Raw genomic sequence first — 15,861 nt, 5'->3', positions numbered from 1 at the left:
ATGCCCGGGCCGCTCAATCGGAGACAGCTTGCCGGCTTAGGCGCGGTGGTCGTGGGTGGTTGGGCAGTCGGGCAGGTTCTGTGGCGTACCGCCCCGATCGGGCGCGACGTCGGGCCGACCGCTGACCTGATCCTGGCCGGCAATGGCTCGCCTGAGGACGGGCCTGCCGACGCTACGCTCCGGCTTGCCGTGTTCAGCGACTATCGTTGTCCGGCTTGCCGTCACGGGTTTCCCGCGCTGGAAGAGGCTGTGCAGCGCGACGGCAAGGTGCGGGTCATCTACAAGGACTGGCCGATCTTCGGTCCACCATCCGAACGTGCCGCAAGCGTGGCGCTCGCGTGCGCCGAGCAAGGGATTTACCCAGTCGTCCACCGTGCGTTGATGACGGACAGCCGCACGATCGACGACGCAATGCTGCGGGACGTCGTGATGCGCGCTGGCGGCGACTGGCTGCGCGCGACGACTTGGCTTGCGGCCCATGCTGACGCTGTCGCAGCCCGCCTGCGGGCGAACGGTCAGGAAGCCTATTCGATCGGGCTAGCCGGCACCCCGGGTTATCTTGCCGGTCGCCTGTTGGTGATGGGCGCGATCGACACCGGCGATTTCAAACGGCTGTTCGCGCGTGCGCGGGAAGAAAGCTGACGATGCGAGAGGATACGAAACATGATCGAGTATAATCACAAGGGCATGACGATCGCGTCACTCCATGACGAGCGCACCGGCAGCTTCCAGTATGTCGTAGTTGACGAGGCCACGAAGGTCGCCGCGATTATCGACCCGGTCCTCGATTTCGATCCGCGCGCCGGTGCGACCGCAACCGACAATGCCGATATGATCCTCGAATATGTGCGCGCGAAGCGTCTTACAGTAGAATGGGTACTCGATACCCATTCCCACGCCGATCACTTCTCCGCTGCTCCGTACCTTGCTGAAAAGACAGGTGGCAAAACCGCGATCGGCGCCAAGGTCATAGAGGTGCAGAAGCTTTGGCAGGACATCTACTGCCTGCCCGACCTGCCCGTCGATGGCAGCCAGTGGGATCGCCTGTTCGCCGATGGCGAGCAGTTCAGGATCGGCTCGCTCGACGCGCACGTCATGCTGTCGCCCGGCCACACGCTCGCCTCGATCACCTATGTCGTGGGTGACGCGTCGTTCGTTCACGACACCCTTATGGTGCCTGACAGCGGCACGAGCCGGGCGGATTTCCCTGGCGGGGACGCGCACGCGTGTGTAGGGCGGTGACAAACCCGGCCACGGGAGCGCCGGCATAGGTGCCGGTGCGGCGGAGAGAAATCCTGCCAGTGGTAAGCTGCTCCATTTGGGGCGGCGAGGATGTTTGCCTTGGAGAGCTACGCGGTCGTTCGGCGTTTCGTGTTCGTGGAAGGTCATAGTCGCCGGGAAGCGGCGAAGGTGTTCGGTCTGAGCCGGGACACGGTGGCGAAGATGTGCGCGTTCTCGCTGCCACCAGGCTACCGGCGCGCGAAGCCGCCGGAGAAGCCGAAGCTGGGGCCGCTGTTGCCGGTCATCGACGCCATGCTGCGCGAGGACCGCCTGTCGCCGGCCAGGCAGCAGCACACCGCCAAACGGATCTTCGAGCGGCTGCGCGACGAGCATGGCTATGGCGGCGGCTACACGGTGGTGAAGGACTATGTGCGGCTAAGTCGGGCCCGCAGCCGGGAGACGTTCGTGCCGCTGGCGCACCCGCCGGGCCATGCCCAGGTCGACTTCGGCGAGGCGTGGGCCGAGATCGGCGGCGTGCGGCAGAAGGTTCATTATTTCTGCATGGACCTACCGCATTCCGATGCGTGTTTCGTGAAGGCCTATCCGCGCGAGACGACCGAGGCGTTCCTGGACGGCCATGTTTCGGCCTTCGCCTTCTTCGGCGGCGTGCCGCTGTCCATTCTCTACGACAATCTGAAGATTGCGGTGGCGAGGATCTGCGGCGACGGCAAGCGCGAGCGCACGCGGGCCTTCACCGAGCTGGTCAGCCACTACCTGTTTGCCGACCGGTTTGGCCGGCCCGGCAAGGGCAACGACAAGGGGAAGGTCGAGGCGCTGGTAAAGCACGCCCGCGCGATGTTCATGGTGCCCATTCCCGTGGCGGCCAGCTTCGACGAGTTGAACGAGCGCCTGGCGAAGGACTGCCTGGCCCGACAGAACGGGCATGCCGGACGCCATGCCGACACCATCGCCGAGCGGCTTGCCGCCGACCGGCAGGTCTTCCGGGCCTTGCCGGCGGTGCCGCTGGAGCCGTGCGAGAAGCGGTCGGCGCGCGTGTCGTCGACCGCGCTGGTGCGCTACCGGACCAACGACTATTCGGTGCCGACCGCCTACGGCTTCCGCGACGTCCTGGTGAAGGGGTTCGTCGACGAGGTCGTCATCAGCATCGCCGGCGAGGAGATCGCCCGCCATCCGCGCAGCTATGGCGAGGGCGCCTTCGTCGCCAACCCGCTGCACTATCTCGCGCTCATCGAGCAGAAGCCCGGCGCGCTCGACCAGGCGGCCGCCTTGCAGGGCTGGGATCTGCCCGAGATCTTCCAGCATCTGCGCCACCTTTTGGAAGCCCGTATGGGCAACAAGGGGAAGCGGGAGTTCATCCAGGTGCTGCGGCTGCTCGAAGCCCTGCCGCTCGCCGTCGTCACCGACGCGGTGACACAGGCCGTGCAGCTCGGCGCCATCGGCTTCGACGCGGTGAAGCTCATCGCGCTGGCGCGTATCGAACGGCGACCGCCCCGTCTCGATCTGGCCGCCTATCCGCACCTGCCCCGGACGGACGTGAAGACGACCCGGGCGGCGGACTATGGAGTGCTGGCGGCATGACAAGCGACAAGATGCCGACCGGCACGACCGGCGGGACACCCCAGGTGCTGCTCGCCCACCACCTCAAGCAGCTCAAGCTGCCGACCGTGCTGCGCGAATATGAGAAGGTCGCGCGCGAATGCGCCCGCGACGGTATCGACCACCCGCGCTACCTGCTGCGTCTCATCGAGCTTGAGCTCATCGACCGGGAGCGGCGCACGGTCGAGCGGCGGATCCGCGCCGCCCGCTTCCCGGCGGTGAAGAGTCTCGACACCTTCGACTTCACCGCCATCCCCAGCCTCAACAAGATGCTGGTGCTCGAACTCGCCCGCTCGGAATATATCCTGCGCCGAGAGAACGTCATCGCGCTGGGTAACAGGCCCAGTCGGCCCGAAGCTGCGATTTTGGCCATGTTGAAGAACAAAGATTGAACATGGCGATCTACCAGGCTCGCTCTTGTCCTCCAATCTCGTAAACATCGGTCTCGATCGAGCACCTGTAGCTCTCTGCGATGTTGAACATCTCTGTCTGGAGAGATGCGATCTCATCATCGAGGCTGACGCCATCGGCACCCTGATCATAGGCGACGGTCAGCGTGTAATCGCAGTTCCCGGTCTTTTGCATCTGGTAATCCCGCTCCAGCATCGCCTCAATGCGCTCGCGAGCGGGCTTTCTGCCACGACCATGCTTGTTGAAGTTCTCGATGGTCAGATGCAGGGCGATGGTGACAGAAGGCGGCTTTTCCGGCAGCCCGATCCTTGAAGGAATGACGTCAAGCGCCCGATAGACGGTCATTCTTGAGATCTTGAGGTCGCGCGCGACGCTGGCCTTGCTCGCGCCGGCGGTGATCCGGCGTCGGATTTCATCGTCATCGATGTTTTTCTTCCGGCCTTTGTAGACGCCTTCGGCGCGCGCCGCCTCGATCCCGGCGCGCTGCCGGTCCTTGATGAACGTCAGTTCCATGTCCGCGACCATGCCCAGAATGGTGATCACCATCCGCCCCATGCTTCCGGCCGTCGTCACCTCCGGCTCAAGCACCCGCAATGAGGCTCCCTTCTGGTCGAGTTCATGAACCAGATTGAGAACATCGCGTGTGGAGCGACCGAGCCGATCGAGACGCAGGACGACGAGTTCGTCATCGGCGCGCAGGAACTGCATGATCGTCTCAAGCTCCGTGCGTCCAGTGCGCGATGCGCCCGAGCCTGTTTCGGAGCGGAGGATTTCACAGCCCGCTGCCTTCAACCGGGCAACCTGGATGTCGAGATCCTGGTCGATGGTGCTGACGCGGGCGTAGCCGACGCGGGTCATGGGCAAATCCGTCACATTAGGGTGGCTTTGCCCTCGTACAGTAACATTGGTGACGGAACCACCCTTTTGTGACATGTCGTATATGTCACTTCCGATCGTCACGTTCGGGTGCACCCAAATGGTGCGAGCGGAAAGGCCCCGGTCAGGCAGCAAGCCGCCCAAAATCGATCCGGCTATTCAGATCGAGGTCGAAGCGGCCATAAGGATTGACGTGGCTGTAAATCAGCGGTGTGAGGCCGCGATAATCATCCGGCGTCATCCGGCCCGTCCATTTCGGTTCCACCAGCACGCTCTGAAGCATTCGGGTGTTCACATAGACAAGCGACGCTTGCAGCAAATGTAGCGCCAGGACCGAGAGCTGCTGCTCATCGATGCGGTTAGTGGCGATCTCGCCGCCCTTGCCGAAGAAAACGAACCCATTGGCACTGTTCCAGTTTTCAACGACATTCAGGCCTTCATGAATTTCGCGGCGGAAGGACTCCTCGCGCAGATACCGGCACAGGAAGATCGTCTTGACCGCGCGGCCCAGCTCACTCAACGCCTTGTAGGTCGGGTGCATCACCTCGGAGCGGCTAAACCGGCGCAGGATCGCCTCCGGGTCGGCGGTTTTTGTCTGCATCGCGGCTGCATATTTGACCATCTCGTCATATTGCTGCTCGATCTCATCCCAGTTGATCGGACTGGAGAGGATCGGCTGCAAGTGGGGAAGCCGCGTTCGCATGCCGACATCGGGAAGAGCCAGCTTCTGGCGAGCGATCGCTTTCAGGCGGGGTGCAAGCTCAAATCCGAGAAGCCGGCAAAATGCAAAGCCAACCGCGCTTTGGCCATGACTATCAACATATTGTCGCTGGATTTCCATGTCGGTGCAATGGCGCAGCACGCCCTCGATCATGGAGGCGACCTCGGAGGAAGAGCAGCGCTTGAGCTGGGAATAGACGCATGTCGCGCGTCGTTCGACATGCCAGTAGATCATGACGCCCCGTCCACCATAACGCGCATGCCATTCCGTCATCAGGTTGCGATCCCAGGCTCCGAACTTTGTGGAATCTGACGCACAGGCCGTGCCGGCGTCCCCCCAGACTGCAGCATTGCGGATTGCCAGGGTCGCATTCGCAACCCTGGCACACGCCTCCTTGAGCGCCGCGGCATGAACGAAGCGGCGATGGACATGCAGCAGCTCTTCATAGCTGACATCGGGGGTGGCGCCGGCGATCCGCTTGAGCCCGGCATTCGTTCCCAGGCCGTAGAGGCATAGCAGGAGACGTTGATCCAGCGCGGTTTTCGGCAGTGCAACACGCGAGGCCGATGTTTCGAACGCTTCGAGAAGTCCCGTATCAAGGGCAGCCTCCTTCAGTACGTCGAGCAGCCCGGTCATCGGCCAGCGTTGGCCGATCTCGGTCTTGATCGAGGCGAGACCCCTGGGTTCGGGCAAGGGTTTGAACGGGGTGAGAGATATACGGTTCTCGCCGCGCCACAGCAGCCGAACCTTGTCGTTCCGGGGAATATTGGCATTGAGGAGCAACAGTTCCTGAGCAAGCTCTTCCCGGATGGCGCTTGAAAATGCACGCGCATCCGCCGTCAGGTTCAATCCTGTGTAATATGCTTCTCGCCGCGCATCGAAGTCCTTGGGAAGATCGTCATCGGGATTGCGGTATCGGTCCGCCCCGACAACCCAGATTTCCTTAGAACGGATGCGATCGCGCAGTTGCGCGAGGACACAAAGCTCATAACTGATCCGGTTTACGCGCCCCTCTTCATCAATGACGGAACTGCGCCATCTCGCCGGAATGACCTCGTCGACCGGCACTGCGTGCGGCGGCACGTAGCGGCATCCATCATCCACTTTGCTTCTGATCCAGTCCAGGGCCGCCAGCACCGGACGCCACACGGCGTTGTTCGACCGGAACTCCAGTGCCGAAAGCAGGCTTGGCAGCATACGGCGATAATGATTGGCCCATGACCTCCGCATCACCTTGTAGATCCGCCGATCCAAGGCGCCCTTTGCCTGGCTTTCCTTGATGATCGCCGCCAGTTTGTCCTTGCCGGCGATTGGGAAAATGACATCGCAGATGCGCCCGGATGGATCGTCGATCGAAGCGCTGGCAATCTCGACCAGGAGTCGCTCCTTGCCATAGACCCGCTCGATGTCTTTCGCGATATCGCCCACCACCTTGCGTTTCGAGCGCGATCCGATCTTATGGACCGTCTCGATCAGCAGGTCGACCATCGCATCCGTAAGCTGAGCTTCCCGCGCCATCAGATAAACGGCATAGAGCCCGAGCTGGCGCGCCGGTACATGCCGGCGCATCTCCGAGGCTTTCTCGCCGGCAACCCGGCGAACGATCTGATCGACCCATGCCTTGCCCGTGACCGATAGGAAATCTCGGGGAAGAGCAAGCCGTTGGATAAAGGCGAGTTTGGCGGTCACGCCAAGAATGTTTTCGAGCGTCGCCTGACCTGCATCCCCCTTCATCGTGTTGAAGCCGGTCGGGCCATCGGGATCGGCGAGCGAGGCTTCCAGCAAGGCGACCGCATCCGGCGCAAGCCGATCGCGGACTCGGGCCAACAGGGCCTCCAGATAGAGGTGTCGTTGCGAACGGACGAGGCGTTCCAGCTCCTTGCGCGACGGCCCATAGATACGGCGGTCGCGGCACCACAGGAAAACATGCTCGAGCATGGCATTGATCGGCTGCCCGCCCGCACAAAGATCGTCGGAAATCCACCTCGACAACGCCCTGCGATCCGTCTGCGTCATACGGCGGAACCCGAGATGCCGCAAAATCTCCGCGCAATGCCGGCGGGCGGTGCGCCCGGAAAAATCATAGTGGTTCACGGATTTGGCATCGAGACCAAGTTGCTCCGCCAGATACAAGACACCGTCGGAGGGTATCGACGCATGATCCGGCACAAAGAAGCCATGCCCGGCGAAAAATCTAAGCTGAACCGCCAATCCCAGTCGTGCCGTCTCCGCTTTGCCGGTCACGAACGCGATGTCCGAAAAACTCAGGCTCCAGGAGCCGATCAGATCCCCACTCGAAACGCCAAGGCTCATAACGCCGCTCCCTTATCGGAGCGGAACGTCGTTCCTCGCATGGGCGATCGTCAACAACAACCAGCCCGTTCCCGACGTGTTCTCCAAGATGACCAAAATCGCAGCTTCGGGCCGACTGGGCCGGTATGTGAGAGTCAATCGCGCGCCGTCAGCGGCGACCAGCGCCTCGCGGTCGAGGACAGTGAGGGTTGCGTCGGCCAGCGCGGCATAAGCGTCGGCGACATCGACAAGACTGGCACGTCCAGCACCGTAGCTGGCGGTCTCCAGTTTCACGCGCTGCTCGGCCAGCGGCTGCAGCGTTCCTTGCGCGCGCATCCATTGTTCGTGGTGCATGACATGGTCGGCGATATCGGCATCGAGGTCGGCAGCAAGAGCGCGGCGCGCCGCTCCGCGTTCGGCCAGAACGCGCCCGGCATTGGCCTGGGCAGCGGCGATTCCGGCGTTCTGACGATTGCGGGTGAAGAACGGCAGGCTGACCGTCACGCCAGCAGAGACATAATCGCCGAAACGGGGATCGCGGCGCTGATAGGCGACATTCACGCCGAAGTCAGAACGCCGACCGGCATCCGCCACCCTTACATCGGCATCGGCTTGCCCAGCTTGGGCATCGATCATCTGGATGGTGGGATGGCGATCGAGGCCAGCACGAAGTTCGGTCCCATCGACCGGAAATTCGGGAATTGGACCGGCAATCTCCGGCGCGGGATCGCCGGTCCAACGGGTAAGTGTAGCGCGGGCACGCGCGACGTTCGAGACCAGTTCGCTCCGGCGATCCTGCATCGTGGCGATGGCCTGCTGACCGGCAAGCGTCTGCGCCGGCCGTACGCTGCCCGAAGCGACAGCGCCGGTCGTGGTCCCTACGACGCGCTCGAGCCGGGACAGCACGTCTTCAAGAGCGGCAAGCCTGCGCTCGGCATAGGCCAGATTGATCCACGCCAACGCCGTACCTACCTCGACGGTGCGCGCCTCGACCGCCGTATCAGCCTCCGCCGCCCTGATGTCGCTATCGGCGCGCGCCTGCTGGGCATGGCGCTTGGCGAGGTTAGGAATGTCCTGAGACACGCCCACCCGCGCCATGGTAAAATTGTCCCGCTGCGGCTCGAACGCGAGCGGTCCTGATATCGGGAAGCTGTCTACGCCCACTGCGAGGGTGGGATCGGGCAGCGTTCCCGCGGCCCCACGCGCCGAACGCGCGGCATCAGTGCCAAGTGTCTTCGCTCGAATGGAGGGAGCATCGTGCTTAGCCTGGCGAAGCGCCGCATCGAAGGTCAGCGGACCGGCGAACGCAATCCCGGGGATCGCCGCGAGCAGCGGCGCACAAACAAACAATCGCATGGAAAACTCCTGATCGGAGGACCGGATCGGCCGCGCACACTATGACAGGCATATCAGTGGCGGCGGAATGGGGGGCATTCTGCCGCCACTGCTGGCCTAGCCGTCTATGCGACCTGAAGCGGCCAGAACTTTTGCCTAACCGACCGACGGGGCCGACGAAGGCGATGCCATGCTGTGCATCTGCTTCATGCAATCAGCAGCGTCGGCGCTGCTCATCTTCATCATGTCGCAGTCGCACGCCGCCACTTGCGTGGTATCAGGCACCCAGACGCGCCGCTGTCCCTGGAGCGGCGCACGCGGTCCATATTGCGGGACCGACTTCCACTCATAATGGCCGGACTGTTGGCTGTGGTCCGGTTGGCCGGCGAATGCGGCGACGGGTGCGGCAAGGGCTACGCCCAGCAGCGCATAGAAAACACGGTTCTTCATAACTATCATCCTTTGGCAAATCATCGGGGTAGCCGCAGGTTGGACAGGAGGTTCGATCCGCGACAGGCGCAACGACCCTTCCAGCCTTACGGCCGAGTTCGATCAGCCAAGGAGAGTCGGCGGTTCCGGTTCGGGAGCAACGTCACCGCCGCGCAGGACAGTGGTGGTCGACCAGAAGGCCAGGGTCGGATCGGCCGCGCGCACCGCAAGCGTCGGTGCGTCATTGCGAACCGCCATGGGAATGACACAGCCCATCGCGGCGATGCAGGCGAGCGTCATGCCCTTGCAGGGTTTCTGCGCGGGCTGCTGTTGCTGCATCATCATCTTCATGCAGTCTTCGGACATGCCGGAATCGGCCGTCCCGGTCATCGCCATCGATACGGACACTACAGGCGGTGCTGACGCAAAGGCGGCTTCCTGGCCGAGCAGACCGAGCAGGGCTCCGAGCAGGAGAAAGAGGGGAAGCGCACGTTTCACAGCTGTAATCAACTACGCCAATCTTGATCCAAGAGCAACGCCATGCTCATTCGCCGTGCCGCGCGTAGATAGTTTTGCTTCCTGCACCAAAGGCTAAGACATTGAACGGCTGAACCGGCTGCCCGGGGGCCTCCATGCCTGGTGATCCGAGAGGCATGCCCGTTACGGCAAGACCGCTCACACCACGAGGACGCTGCGCGAGAACGCGCTTCATGTCCGCGATAGGGACGTGTCCCTCGAAAACCATGCCGTCGACGATCGCTGTATGACATGATGACAGCCGAGCGGGCACGCCGTGCGTGCGCTGAAAGGCAGATCGCTGCTGATCATCGATTATGGCCACGCGCCGGCCGAATTGCTGGCGGACCTGGGCGGCCCATTTCTCGCAGCAACCACATCCTGGATCGCGATGGACTGTGATAGGTACAGCCGCGGCACTGGCGACCGAGACAGACGCGGCGAACGCAGCAAGAACGAGTTTCAGTGGCATATACACCTTCAGTTATCCCCCGCCCTTGGGCGGGGGAAAGTCTCTACTGCGCACGCTTGTGGTGAGCCCTTAGCCAGCCCTGCAGCTCGCCCACTTCCCGAGTCTGCTCGGTAATCGCCTTGGTCGCCATCGTTCGAACCTGCGCGTCCTTTGTGTCGCGCAAGACGATGCGTGACATCGCGATCGCGCCGCGATGATGCTCGATCATCTTGCGAACCCAGGTTTCCGTCGCGTCGCCGCCCATGGCGGACATCATCTTCTGATGCATCTCCATCTCGGCCAGCGGATACGGGTTGGCCGGCGTAGGGTTCGTCATCTGGCCCATGTCCATCTTCGAATGGTCCATGCCCTGCATTTGCGCGATCGCGGGTGTGGTCAACAATCCGACGATCATGACGGCGATTATTTTCTTCACAATTCTCTCCTCATCGCCCCGCATTGTTAATACGCGCGAGCGCGCCAATACCCTCGCAAGCCTGCGCTAATTTTCGAGAATGGGATGGCGAAACCTACTTGCGGGCGAGAATAGCCTTCATCTCATCAATCTCGCGCCGTTGGGATTCCTCGATGCCACCGCACAGCCGGACGATTTCGGGGTCCTTCAAGGTCGCCTCGCGACACATGAGGATCGCCCCCGAATGGTGCGGGATCATCGAACGCAGGAATGCCGTGTCACCGATCGTCGTTTGCGTACGGATCAGGGCGAACGATCCAGCAAATATCACAACCGAGCCGACCAGAAGAGCAGCATTGGCCACCTTTGATGGGAACATATGACCCATTGCGAGGATCATCAGCACCACCATCGGCGCGACCATCATCAGCGTCATGTAGACCATATTGAGATTATTGTAGAAGCTCCCCAAGCTGTCGATCATGACGAACATCACCAAATACATGATGATGCCGCCGACCAGCGTCTGCAGCGCGAGGCTCGCATAAGCATTCTTCATCATCGGTCGTCTCCTTTGGCCCCCGCCCAAGAATTCCCCATGTTCGTTCAGTTCTTGCGGCGCCGCTTTCGCGGCCAGCGAAAATACAAAAGGGCAGAACCAGCGATCGCCAGCGCAAGCCCCCCAGCGGCGAATCCAATCAGCCAAGGTGTGTTGAAATCCTCATGGTTCTTCCAGTCCATGATGTGGAGGCCCCAAAAAAAGTCGTAGAGACGCCAGGTGCCGTTCCTGACGGCGACGATTCGACCGCTGTTTTGCGCAACATAGATACGGGTCGCGTCGCGGTCCGGGAAATCGACCCGCCATGCCGGCAGCGTCGCCTTATATTCGGTGCTGGCGGTCAAAATGGCGCGTACGTTCGGCGTCGGCGCCACGCCGCGATAGGCTTGGACCGCGACTGCTCGCGCCATTGCAGCATTTAGAGGAGGGATGCGCTTTCCAGTCTCGGCATCCTGGAGCACCACCGCACCATCGGCCAGCTCGACCTCGGCGACTTCGCGTCCCAGCAGCAGACGATATCGGACCTCTCGCGCGGGTTTGTTCGCCTCGCGCAACACGAGATCCAGCGGTGCACGGGGACGAGCTTGATCAAGCGTCGCTGGCGATACCCGCTCCACGAGACGTTCACCGCGAACCCGGTCGATCGGCAGCACGCTCATGATCAGGCCGCTGGCAAACCATAGCAAGAGCTGGACACCGATGATCAGAGCCAGCCAGCGGTGGACGCGGCTAGCCCCGACGTGGAGCCGAAGCCGGTTGCTCCTCAGAACCAGGTCCGCACGCCAATGACGAAACTGGTCGCCTTGACGCCTTTTCCATCGGCGCGGGCATAATCCGCAGTCTGCCCGAATTTTCGATCGTAGGACACGCCGATATAGGGCGCAAACTCACGTCGAATCTCATAGCGCAGGCGCAGGCCCAGCTCCGCGTTGGAGAGGCCCGACCCGATCCGGGTTTCGGGCACATCCTGGGCCGAAAGATTCAATTCGACGCGGGGCTGAAGGATCAAACGCTGCGTGAGGCGCTGATCGTAATAGCCCTCGACCCGTCCCAGCACCTCGCCCTTGTTCGACAGAAACACGGCAGCTTCCGTTTCGAACCAGTAAGGCGCGACGCCCTCAATGCCGATCGTTGCGTAGGTGCGGGAGGGATTGGGCTTGAAGTCGTAGCGGACACCCGCCTGCACATTCCAGTAGGGATCGAGTGCGCGACTGTAGAGCGCCTGAACTTCGGCGCTATCGACGCCTTCTCGAAAAGCCCCCTCGCCCTCGGTCTTGACGACAAGCCGATCGAGATCCTTGCCGAACCACGCTTCGCCGTCCCAGCGATAGCCATCGCGACCATTTCGGACCTGATATTCGGCCAGGTTGAACAGGATCATCGAGGATGTGCTGCCGCCATGTTCGTTGTGCAACATAGCGCGGGAATCGGCCATCGCGCCGTTCTGGTAAATCCGATCCGCATAGTGATCGCTCGGCGGCAATGGTGCCGGCGCGTTGCCCGGTACAAGGCTCGTGCCCCCTGCCCCATGCCCCGCCATCTGCCCATCCATCGCCATCCCGGGCATCGACGACATGTCATGCTCCATCGGCTGACCACTTCCAGCAGCAGGCATATTCATGCCGGGCATATCGTGTTTCATAGCGCCACCCGCCGTGTCCGGCATTGTCATGCCAGGCACGCTCGACATGTCATGTCCGGCGTGGGGATCGGCCTTCGGAGATGCCTTGCTTCCCGCCGTTCCCGACATATCCATTCCGGGCATGGTGCCCATTACCGACATGTCGTGGGCGGCGGCATTGGGTTTCGCCGCCGGTGTCGCGCGCCTGGCGGGTGTTGGTCTGGTAGCCGGCTTGGCCGACGTTTTGCGCTTGGCGGGCGTAGCGGGCTTTGCTGCAGGCCTCTTCTTCGCGGGCGCCTTGGCTGCAGGCATGTTCATGCCCGGCATATTCTGCATGGATTGCGCGCTCGCCGGTACTGCGAAAGCGAGCGGCGCAGCGCTGATCAGGAGAAGAAGCGACTTCATGCGGTTTCTCCCCGGGGACGGACAGAGACTACGCGCATCATCCCGGCGTGCATGTGGTAGAGCATATGGCAGTGGAACGCCCAATCTCCGACGGCGTTGGCGGTGAGATCGAAGCTCACCTTGCCGCCCGGCGCGACGTTCACCGTGTGCTTGCGCGGCGAATATTCGCCATGGCCCGTGACCAGCTCGAAAAAATGTCCGTGAAGATGGATCGGGTGCGACATCATCGTGTCGTTCACCAGCGTGACACGCACCCGTTCATTTTCGAGAAACGGAATCGGCTCCCGCTTGTCGCTCAGCTTCACGCCGTCGAACGACCACATATAGCGTTCCATGTTTCCGGTCAGATGAATCTCCATTGCGCGGTCGGGTGCCCGCACGTCGGGATTGCGGTCGACCGCCATGAGATCGCGATAGACCAGAACACGGTGCCCGACATCGTCAAGGCCCTGTCCGGGCTCTCCCGTGCGATCCATCGGCATAGGAGAGATCGTCTGCACGCCAGGCCCCATCTTGACCTGCGGGGCTTTGCTCGCGTCGCGCATATTCATGCCGCCCATTCCACCCATCGCCATGCCGCCCATCGCGTCGCCGGCAGGCGCACCCATTCCAGGCATGTTCGCCATCGAACCATCGGCCGGCTTGTCCATTGCGGGCATCGAGGCGCCGGATTCCATGTTCATTCCAGCCATACCGCCCGCGGCGGCCCCGCTTGCCGACATGTCATGTCCCATCGCTGAGTGGTCCATGCCTTGCATGCCACCCATATCCATGTCCCCCATGCCCATGTCTTTCATATTAGCGAGGGGACGTTTGCGTAGCGCAGGCACTTCAGCTGCCATGCCTTCGCGCGGAGCCAAGGTTGCGCGGGCCATGCCCGACCGATCGACGGATTCGCCGACCAGCGTATAGGCGCGATCATCAGTCGGTGTGACGATGACGTCGTAAGTCTCGGCCACCGCGATCTGGAACTCGTCAACCTCGACAGGCCTGACGTTGAGCCCGTCGGCCTGAACGACCGTAAGTTTGAGGCCGGGAATCCTGACATTGAATGTCGTCATCGCAGAGGCGTTGACGAAACGCAGCCGGACCCGCTCGCCGGGCCGGAAGAGCGCAGTCCAATTGTCCTGCGGGCCATGCCCGTTCACGAGATATGTATAGGTCGAACCCGTGACATCGGAAACGTCGGTCGGGTCCATACGCATATTGCCCCAGTCGAGACGTTCCTTGAGTGGTTGGTCTTTCTTGGCCAGGAGACCGGCCAGCGTTTGGCGCTGATAGTTGAAATAGCCCCCGCCGACCTGCTTGAGCTTCCGGAAAATCGCGTGGGGGTGCATCTGGCTATGGTCGGACAGCACGACGACATGCTCGCGATCCGAGCGGATCGGGTCCTCGCCTTCCGGATCGATGACGATCGGCCCATAATGGCCCATCTGCTCCTGCAGCCCCGAATGGCTATGATACCAATATGTGCCCGCCTGAACGATCGGGAACTCGTAGACGAAGGTCGACTTTGGTTTGATGCCGGGGAAGCTGATCCCGGGCACGCCATCAAACTGGAATGGTACGAGTAAGCCATGCCAGTGGATCGAGCTGTCTTCGTCGAGATCGTTGATCACCGACAGGCGCGCCGTCTGGCCCTGGCGCAGCCGGATGAGGGGTGCCGGCACCGTGCCGTTGATGCCAATGGCATGGCTTGCCCGGCCATCGATCATCATCATCTGATGGGCGATTTTGAGCGTGATGTCGTTCCCGGTGACGATCGGGAGCGGCTTCACGATCCCGGCCGAAACGGGCTGAGCCCATGCCGGCATCCAGGCCGACAATGCCAGACCACCGCCGGTCAATGCGGCACCGCGGAAAAGGTCGCGGCGGGTCAATACCGGGGGCATAGTATCTCCTTGTTCAACGTGCAGCACTCCGGGTCCGCAAAGGCGCTCGAGCGCGGTATCTCTCTCTCCTTACGCGCGAGCGGGGCGCACCCCTCATTCCTCGGCCAAGATTTCCGCAAGGCGCGACCGCGCACGGTAAAGGCGCGTCTCGACCGCCTTGCCACTTATCGAGAGCGCAGTTGCCGCTTCCGACTGATTCAGCCCTTCGACTGTGCGGAGCAACAGAACTTCCCGCAACGAGACCGGTAACGCGCTGATTGCGGCGGCCATTCGTTTGATCTCCATTTTTGAGTCGGCACTGGCATGCGCGGAAGGTGCATCATCCGGCACTTGTTCGATCTCGGCGTCGGACGCTGCATAACCGAAGGTGAAAAGCTGCCGCACCTTCTGGCGGCGGTGCCAGTCGCGGCATTTGTTAATCGCGATCCGGGACAGCCAAGCCCGGAGCGGCCGCGCGCCATCATATTTTCGCAGATGGCTGAACGCGGAGACGAAGCAGTCCTGGGTGAGGTCTAGCGCGTCCTCGGCATTCCCCACCAGGCCGCGTACCAGTCGAAATATCGCAGCCTGGTGCCGATGCATGATCTCTGCGAAGGCCGGCTGCCGACCGGCGAGCGTTAGCGCCGCAAGTTCACCGTCCGAGCACGCGCGAAGATCCAGACTCACCGTGCATCGTCGGTGAGCGCATGTACCACCGCCTGATCGAAGGTCTTGGCCTGATCAGGGCGCAAGATCTGGCGCATCGCGAAGATATGGCCAAGCGTTTCCTTCTGCAGCTCGCCCATCGCCTGATGCGACTGATCGACGGCCGCCGTGACACCCGGTCCGTTGCCATGTTCGGCTTCGATCGCGGCCGCGAGACGCGCGTTGTCCGCTCTCAGTTCGAGCTCCAGCGCGCGACGACGCACGGCAAAGCGCTGCTCAAGCAGTTCGATCTGCGCCTTCTGACGGTCGTCCAGGTCGAGCTTGCTGTGCAACACGTCGTGGAGTTCGACACCGGCCGCCTTGGGCTGGGGGAAGAAGTGACGCCCAAGGAACACGCCCGCAACGGCTGCGACGAAGGCGACGACAGCTACCAAAAAAATCAACTTTGCCTTCAT

The 15,861-nt window shown here is 62.1% G+C and carries 16 protein-coding genes and 1 pseudogene; 4 read left to right on the top strand and 13 right to left on the bottom strand.

The window, feature by feature from the left end:
* From IZV00_RS20825 to IZV00_RS20810, 4 genes and pseudogenes are all read left to right on the top strand, one after another.
* On the top strand, positions 1-642 hold the full coding sequence (locus tag IZV00_RS20825) for a DsbA family protein (RefSeq protein WP_188658603.1): 642 nt from the start codon (positions 1-3) through the stop codon (positions 640-642).
* A gap of 21 nt (positions 643-663) precedes the next feature.
* A complete protein-coding gene (locus tag IZV00_RS20820; protein ID WP_230463546.1) occupies positions 664-1,242 on the top strand; it encodes an MBL fold metallo-hydrolase in 579 nt (192 codons plus the stop codon).
* Positions 1,243-1,332: 90 nt separating this feature from the next.
* Positions 1,333-2,820, top strand: coding sequence for an IS21 family transposase (gene istA, locus IZV00_RS20815; RefSeq protein ID WP_196227746.1), 1,488 nt, complete (start codon positions 1,333-1,335; stop codon positions 2,818-2,820).
* A pseudogene (locus IZV00_RS20810) lies at positions 2,817-3,176 on the top strand (ATP-binding protein); the annotation flags it as partial. The gene istA and the pseudogene IZV00_RS20810, both read left to right, overlap by 4 nt.
* Before the next feature lie 64 nt (positions 3,177-3,240).
* On the opposite strand, the gene IZV00_RS20805 reads toward IZV00_RS20810, so the two are convergent.
* The 13 genes from IZV00_RS20805 to IZV00_RS20745 all read right to left on the bottom strand — a co-directional run bounded on the left by IZV00_RS20805 (position 3,241) and on the right by IZV00_RS20745 (position 15,861).
* Entirely contained in the window at positions 3,241-4,107 is an 867-nt protein-coding gene (locus IZV00_RS20805; protein WP_006961816.1) for a recombinase family protein, read from the bottom strand.
* A gap of 142 nt (positions 4,108-4,249) precedes the next feature.
* Positions 4,250-7,159 carry a Tn3 family transposase gene (locus IZV00_RS20800; protein WP_006961814.1) on the bottom strand — a complete coding sequence of 970 codons (2,910 nt, stop codon included), beginning with the start codon at positions 7,157-7,159 and terminating at the stop codon, positions 4,250-4,252.
* A gap of 12 nt (positions 7,160-7,171) precedes the next feature.
* Positions 7,172-8,494 (bottom strand): TolC family protein, encoded by a 1,323-nt coding sequence (locus tag IZV00_RS20795; RefSeq protein ID WP_196227745.1) that lies wholly within the window; start codon positions 8,492-8,494, stop codon positions 7,172-7,174.
* Positions 8,495-8,629: 135 nt separating this feature from the next.
* Positions 8,630-8,923, bottom strand: coding sequence for a hypothetical protein (locus tag IZV00_RS20790; RefSeq protein ID WP_149524029.1), 294 nt, complete (start codon positions 8,921-8,923; stop codon positions 8,630-8,632).
* A 102-nt stretch (positions 8,924-9,025) separates the two neighbouring features.
* A complete protein-coding gene (locus IZV00_RS20785) occupies positions 9,026-9,400 on the bottom strand; it encodes a hypothetical protein (RefSeq protein ID WP_196227744.1) in 375 nt (124 codons plus the stop codon).
* 46 nt (positions 9,401-9,446) lie between these two features.
* Positions 9,447-9,890, bottom strand: coding sequence for a DUF411 domain-containing protein (locus IZV00_RS20780; RefSeq protein ID WP_196227743.1), 444 nt, complete (start codon positions 9,888-9,890; stop codon positions 9,447-9,449).
* 43 nt (positions 9,891-9,933) lie between these two features.
* Complete coding sequence (locus tag IZV00_RS20775) at positions 9,934-10,329, bottom strand: DUF305 domain-containing protein (protein WP_149524031.1); 396 nt, start codon at positions 10,327-10,329, stop codon at positions 9,934-9,936.
* 70 nt (positions 10,330-10,399) lie between these two features.
* A complete protein-coding gene (locus IZV00_RS20770) occupies positions 10,400-10,846 on the bottom strand; it encodes a DUF305 domain-containing protein (protein ID WP_174839329.1) in 447 nt (148 codons plus the stop codon).
* A gap of 44 nt (positions 10,847-10,890) precedes the next feature.
* Positions 10,891-11,529, bottom strand: a complete 639-nt coding sequence (locus IZV00_RS20765; RefSeq protein ID WP_230463545.1) for a hypothetical protein — start codon at positions 11,527-11,529, stop codon at positions 10,891-10,893.
* 77 nt (positions 11,530-11,606) lie between these two features.
* Positions 11,607-12,869 carry a copper resistance protein B gene (locus IZV00_RS20760; RefSeq protein ID WP_196227742.1) on the bottom strand — a complete coding sequence of 421 codons (1,263 nt, stop codon included), beginning with the start codon at positions 12,867-12,869 and terminating at the stop codon, positions 11,607-11,609.
* Entirely contained in the window at positions 12,866-14,761 is a 1,896-nt protein-coding gene (locus IZV00_RS20755; RefSeq protein WP_196227741.1) for a copper resistance system multicopper oxidase, read from the bottom strand. The genes IZV00_RS20760 and IZV00_RS20755 overlap by 4 nt, the downstream gene beginning before the upstream one ends.
* A gap of 93 nt (positions 14,762-14,854) precedes the next feature.
* Positions 14,855-15,427 carry an RNA polymerase sigma factor gene (locus tag IZV00_RS20750; RefSeq protein ID WP_174839326.1) on the bottom strand — a complete coding sequence of 191 codons (573 nt, stop codon included), beginning with the start codon at positions 15,425-15,427 and terminating at the stop codon, positions 14,855-14,857.
* Positions 15,424-15,861, bottom strand: a complete 438-nt coding sequence (locus tag IZV00_RS20745) for a periplasmic heavy metal sensor (RefSeq protein WP_179563619.1) — start codon at positions 15,859-15,861, stop codon at positions 15,424-15,426. Before IZV00_RS20745 ends, IZV00_RS20750 begins: the two co-directional genes overlap by 4 nt.

It is taken from the genome of Sphingobium sp. Cam5-1 (assembly GCF_015693305.1).
GTDB lineage: Bacteria > Pseudomonadota > Alphaproteobacteria > Sphingomonadales > Sphingomonadaceae > Sphingobium.
Note: the sequence above shows the minus strand (reverse complement) of the source record. Positions and strands in the feature narration are given on the sequence as shown.

Excerpts from the sequence above, each read along its gene's own strand:
- IZV00_RS20825 (WP_188658603.1), top strand. The coding sequence starts at position 1 with ATGCCCGGGCCGCTCAATCGGAGACAGCTTGCCGGCTTAGGCGCGGTG.
- IZV00_RS20820 (WP_230463546.1), top strand. The coding sequence starts at position 664 with ATGATCGAGTATAATCACAAGGGCATGACGATCGCGTCACTCCATGAC.
- istA (WP_196227746.1), top strand. The coding sequence starts at position 1,333 with ATGTTTGCCTTGGAGAGCTACGCGGTCGTTCGGCGTTTCGTGTTCGTG.
- IZV00_RS20805 (WP_006961816.1), bottom strand. The coding sequence starts at position 4,107 with ATGACCCGCGTCGGCTACGCCCGCGTCAGCACCATCGACCAGGATCTC.
- IZV00_RS20800 (WP_006961814.1), bottom strand. The coding sequence starts at position 7,159 with ATGAGCCTTGGCGTTTCGAGTGGGGATCTGATCGGCTCCTGGAGCCTG.
- IZV00_RS20795 (WP_196227745.1), bottom strand. The coding sequence starts at position 8,494 with ATGCGATTGTTTGTTTGTGCGCCGCTGCTCGCGGCGATCCCCGGGATT.
- IZV00_RS20790 (WP_149524029.1), bottom strand. The coding sequence starts at position 8,923 with ATGAAGAACCGTGTTTTCTATGCGCTGCTGGGCGTAGCCCTTGCCGCA.
- IZV00_RS20780 (WP_196227743.1), bottom strand. The coding sequence starts at position 9,890 with ATGCCACTGAAACTCGTTCTTGCTGCGTTCGCCGCGTCTGTCTCGGTC.
- IZV00_RS20775 (WP_149524031.1), bottom strand. The coding sequence starts at position 10,329 with ATGCGGGGCGATGAGGAGAGAATTGTGAAGAAAATAATCGCCGTCATG.
- IZV00_RS20770 (WP_174839329.1), bottom strand. The coding sequence starts at position 10,846 with ATGATGAAGAATGCTTATGCGAGCCTCGCGCTGCAGACGCTGGTCGGC.
- IZV00_RS20760 (WP_196227742.1), bottom strand. The coding sequence starts at position 12,869 with ATGAAGTCGCTTCTTCTCCTGATCAGCGCTGCGCCGCTCGCTTTCGCA.
- IZV00_RS20755 (WP_196227741.1), bottom strand. The coding sequence starts at position 14,761 with ATGCCCCCGGTATTGACCCGCCGCGACCTTTTCCGCGGTGCCGCATTG.
- IZV00_RS20745 (WP_179563619.1), bottom strand. The coding sequence starts at position 15,861 with ATGAAGGCAAAGTTGATTTTTTTGGTAGCTGTCGTCGCCTTCGTCGCA.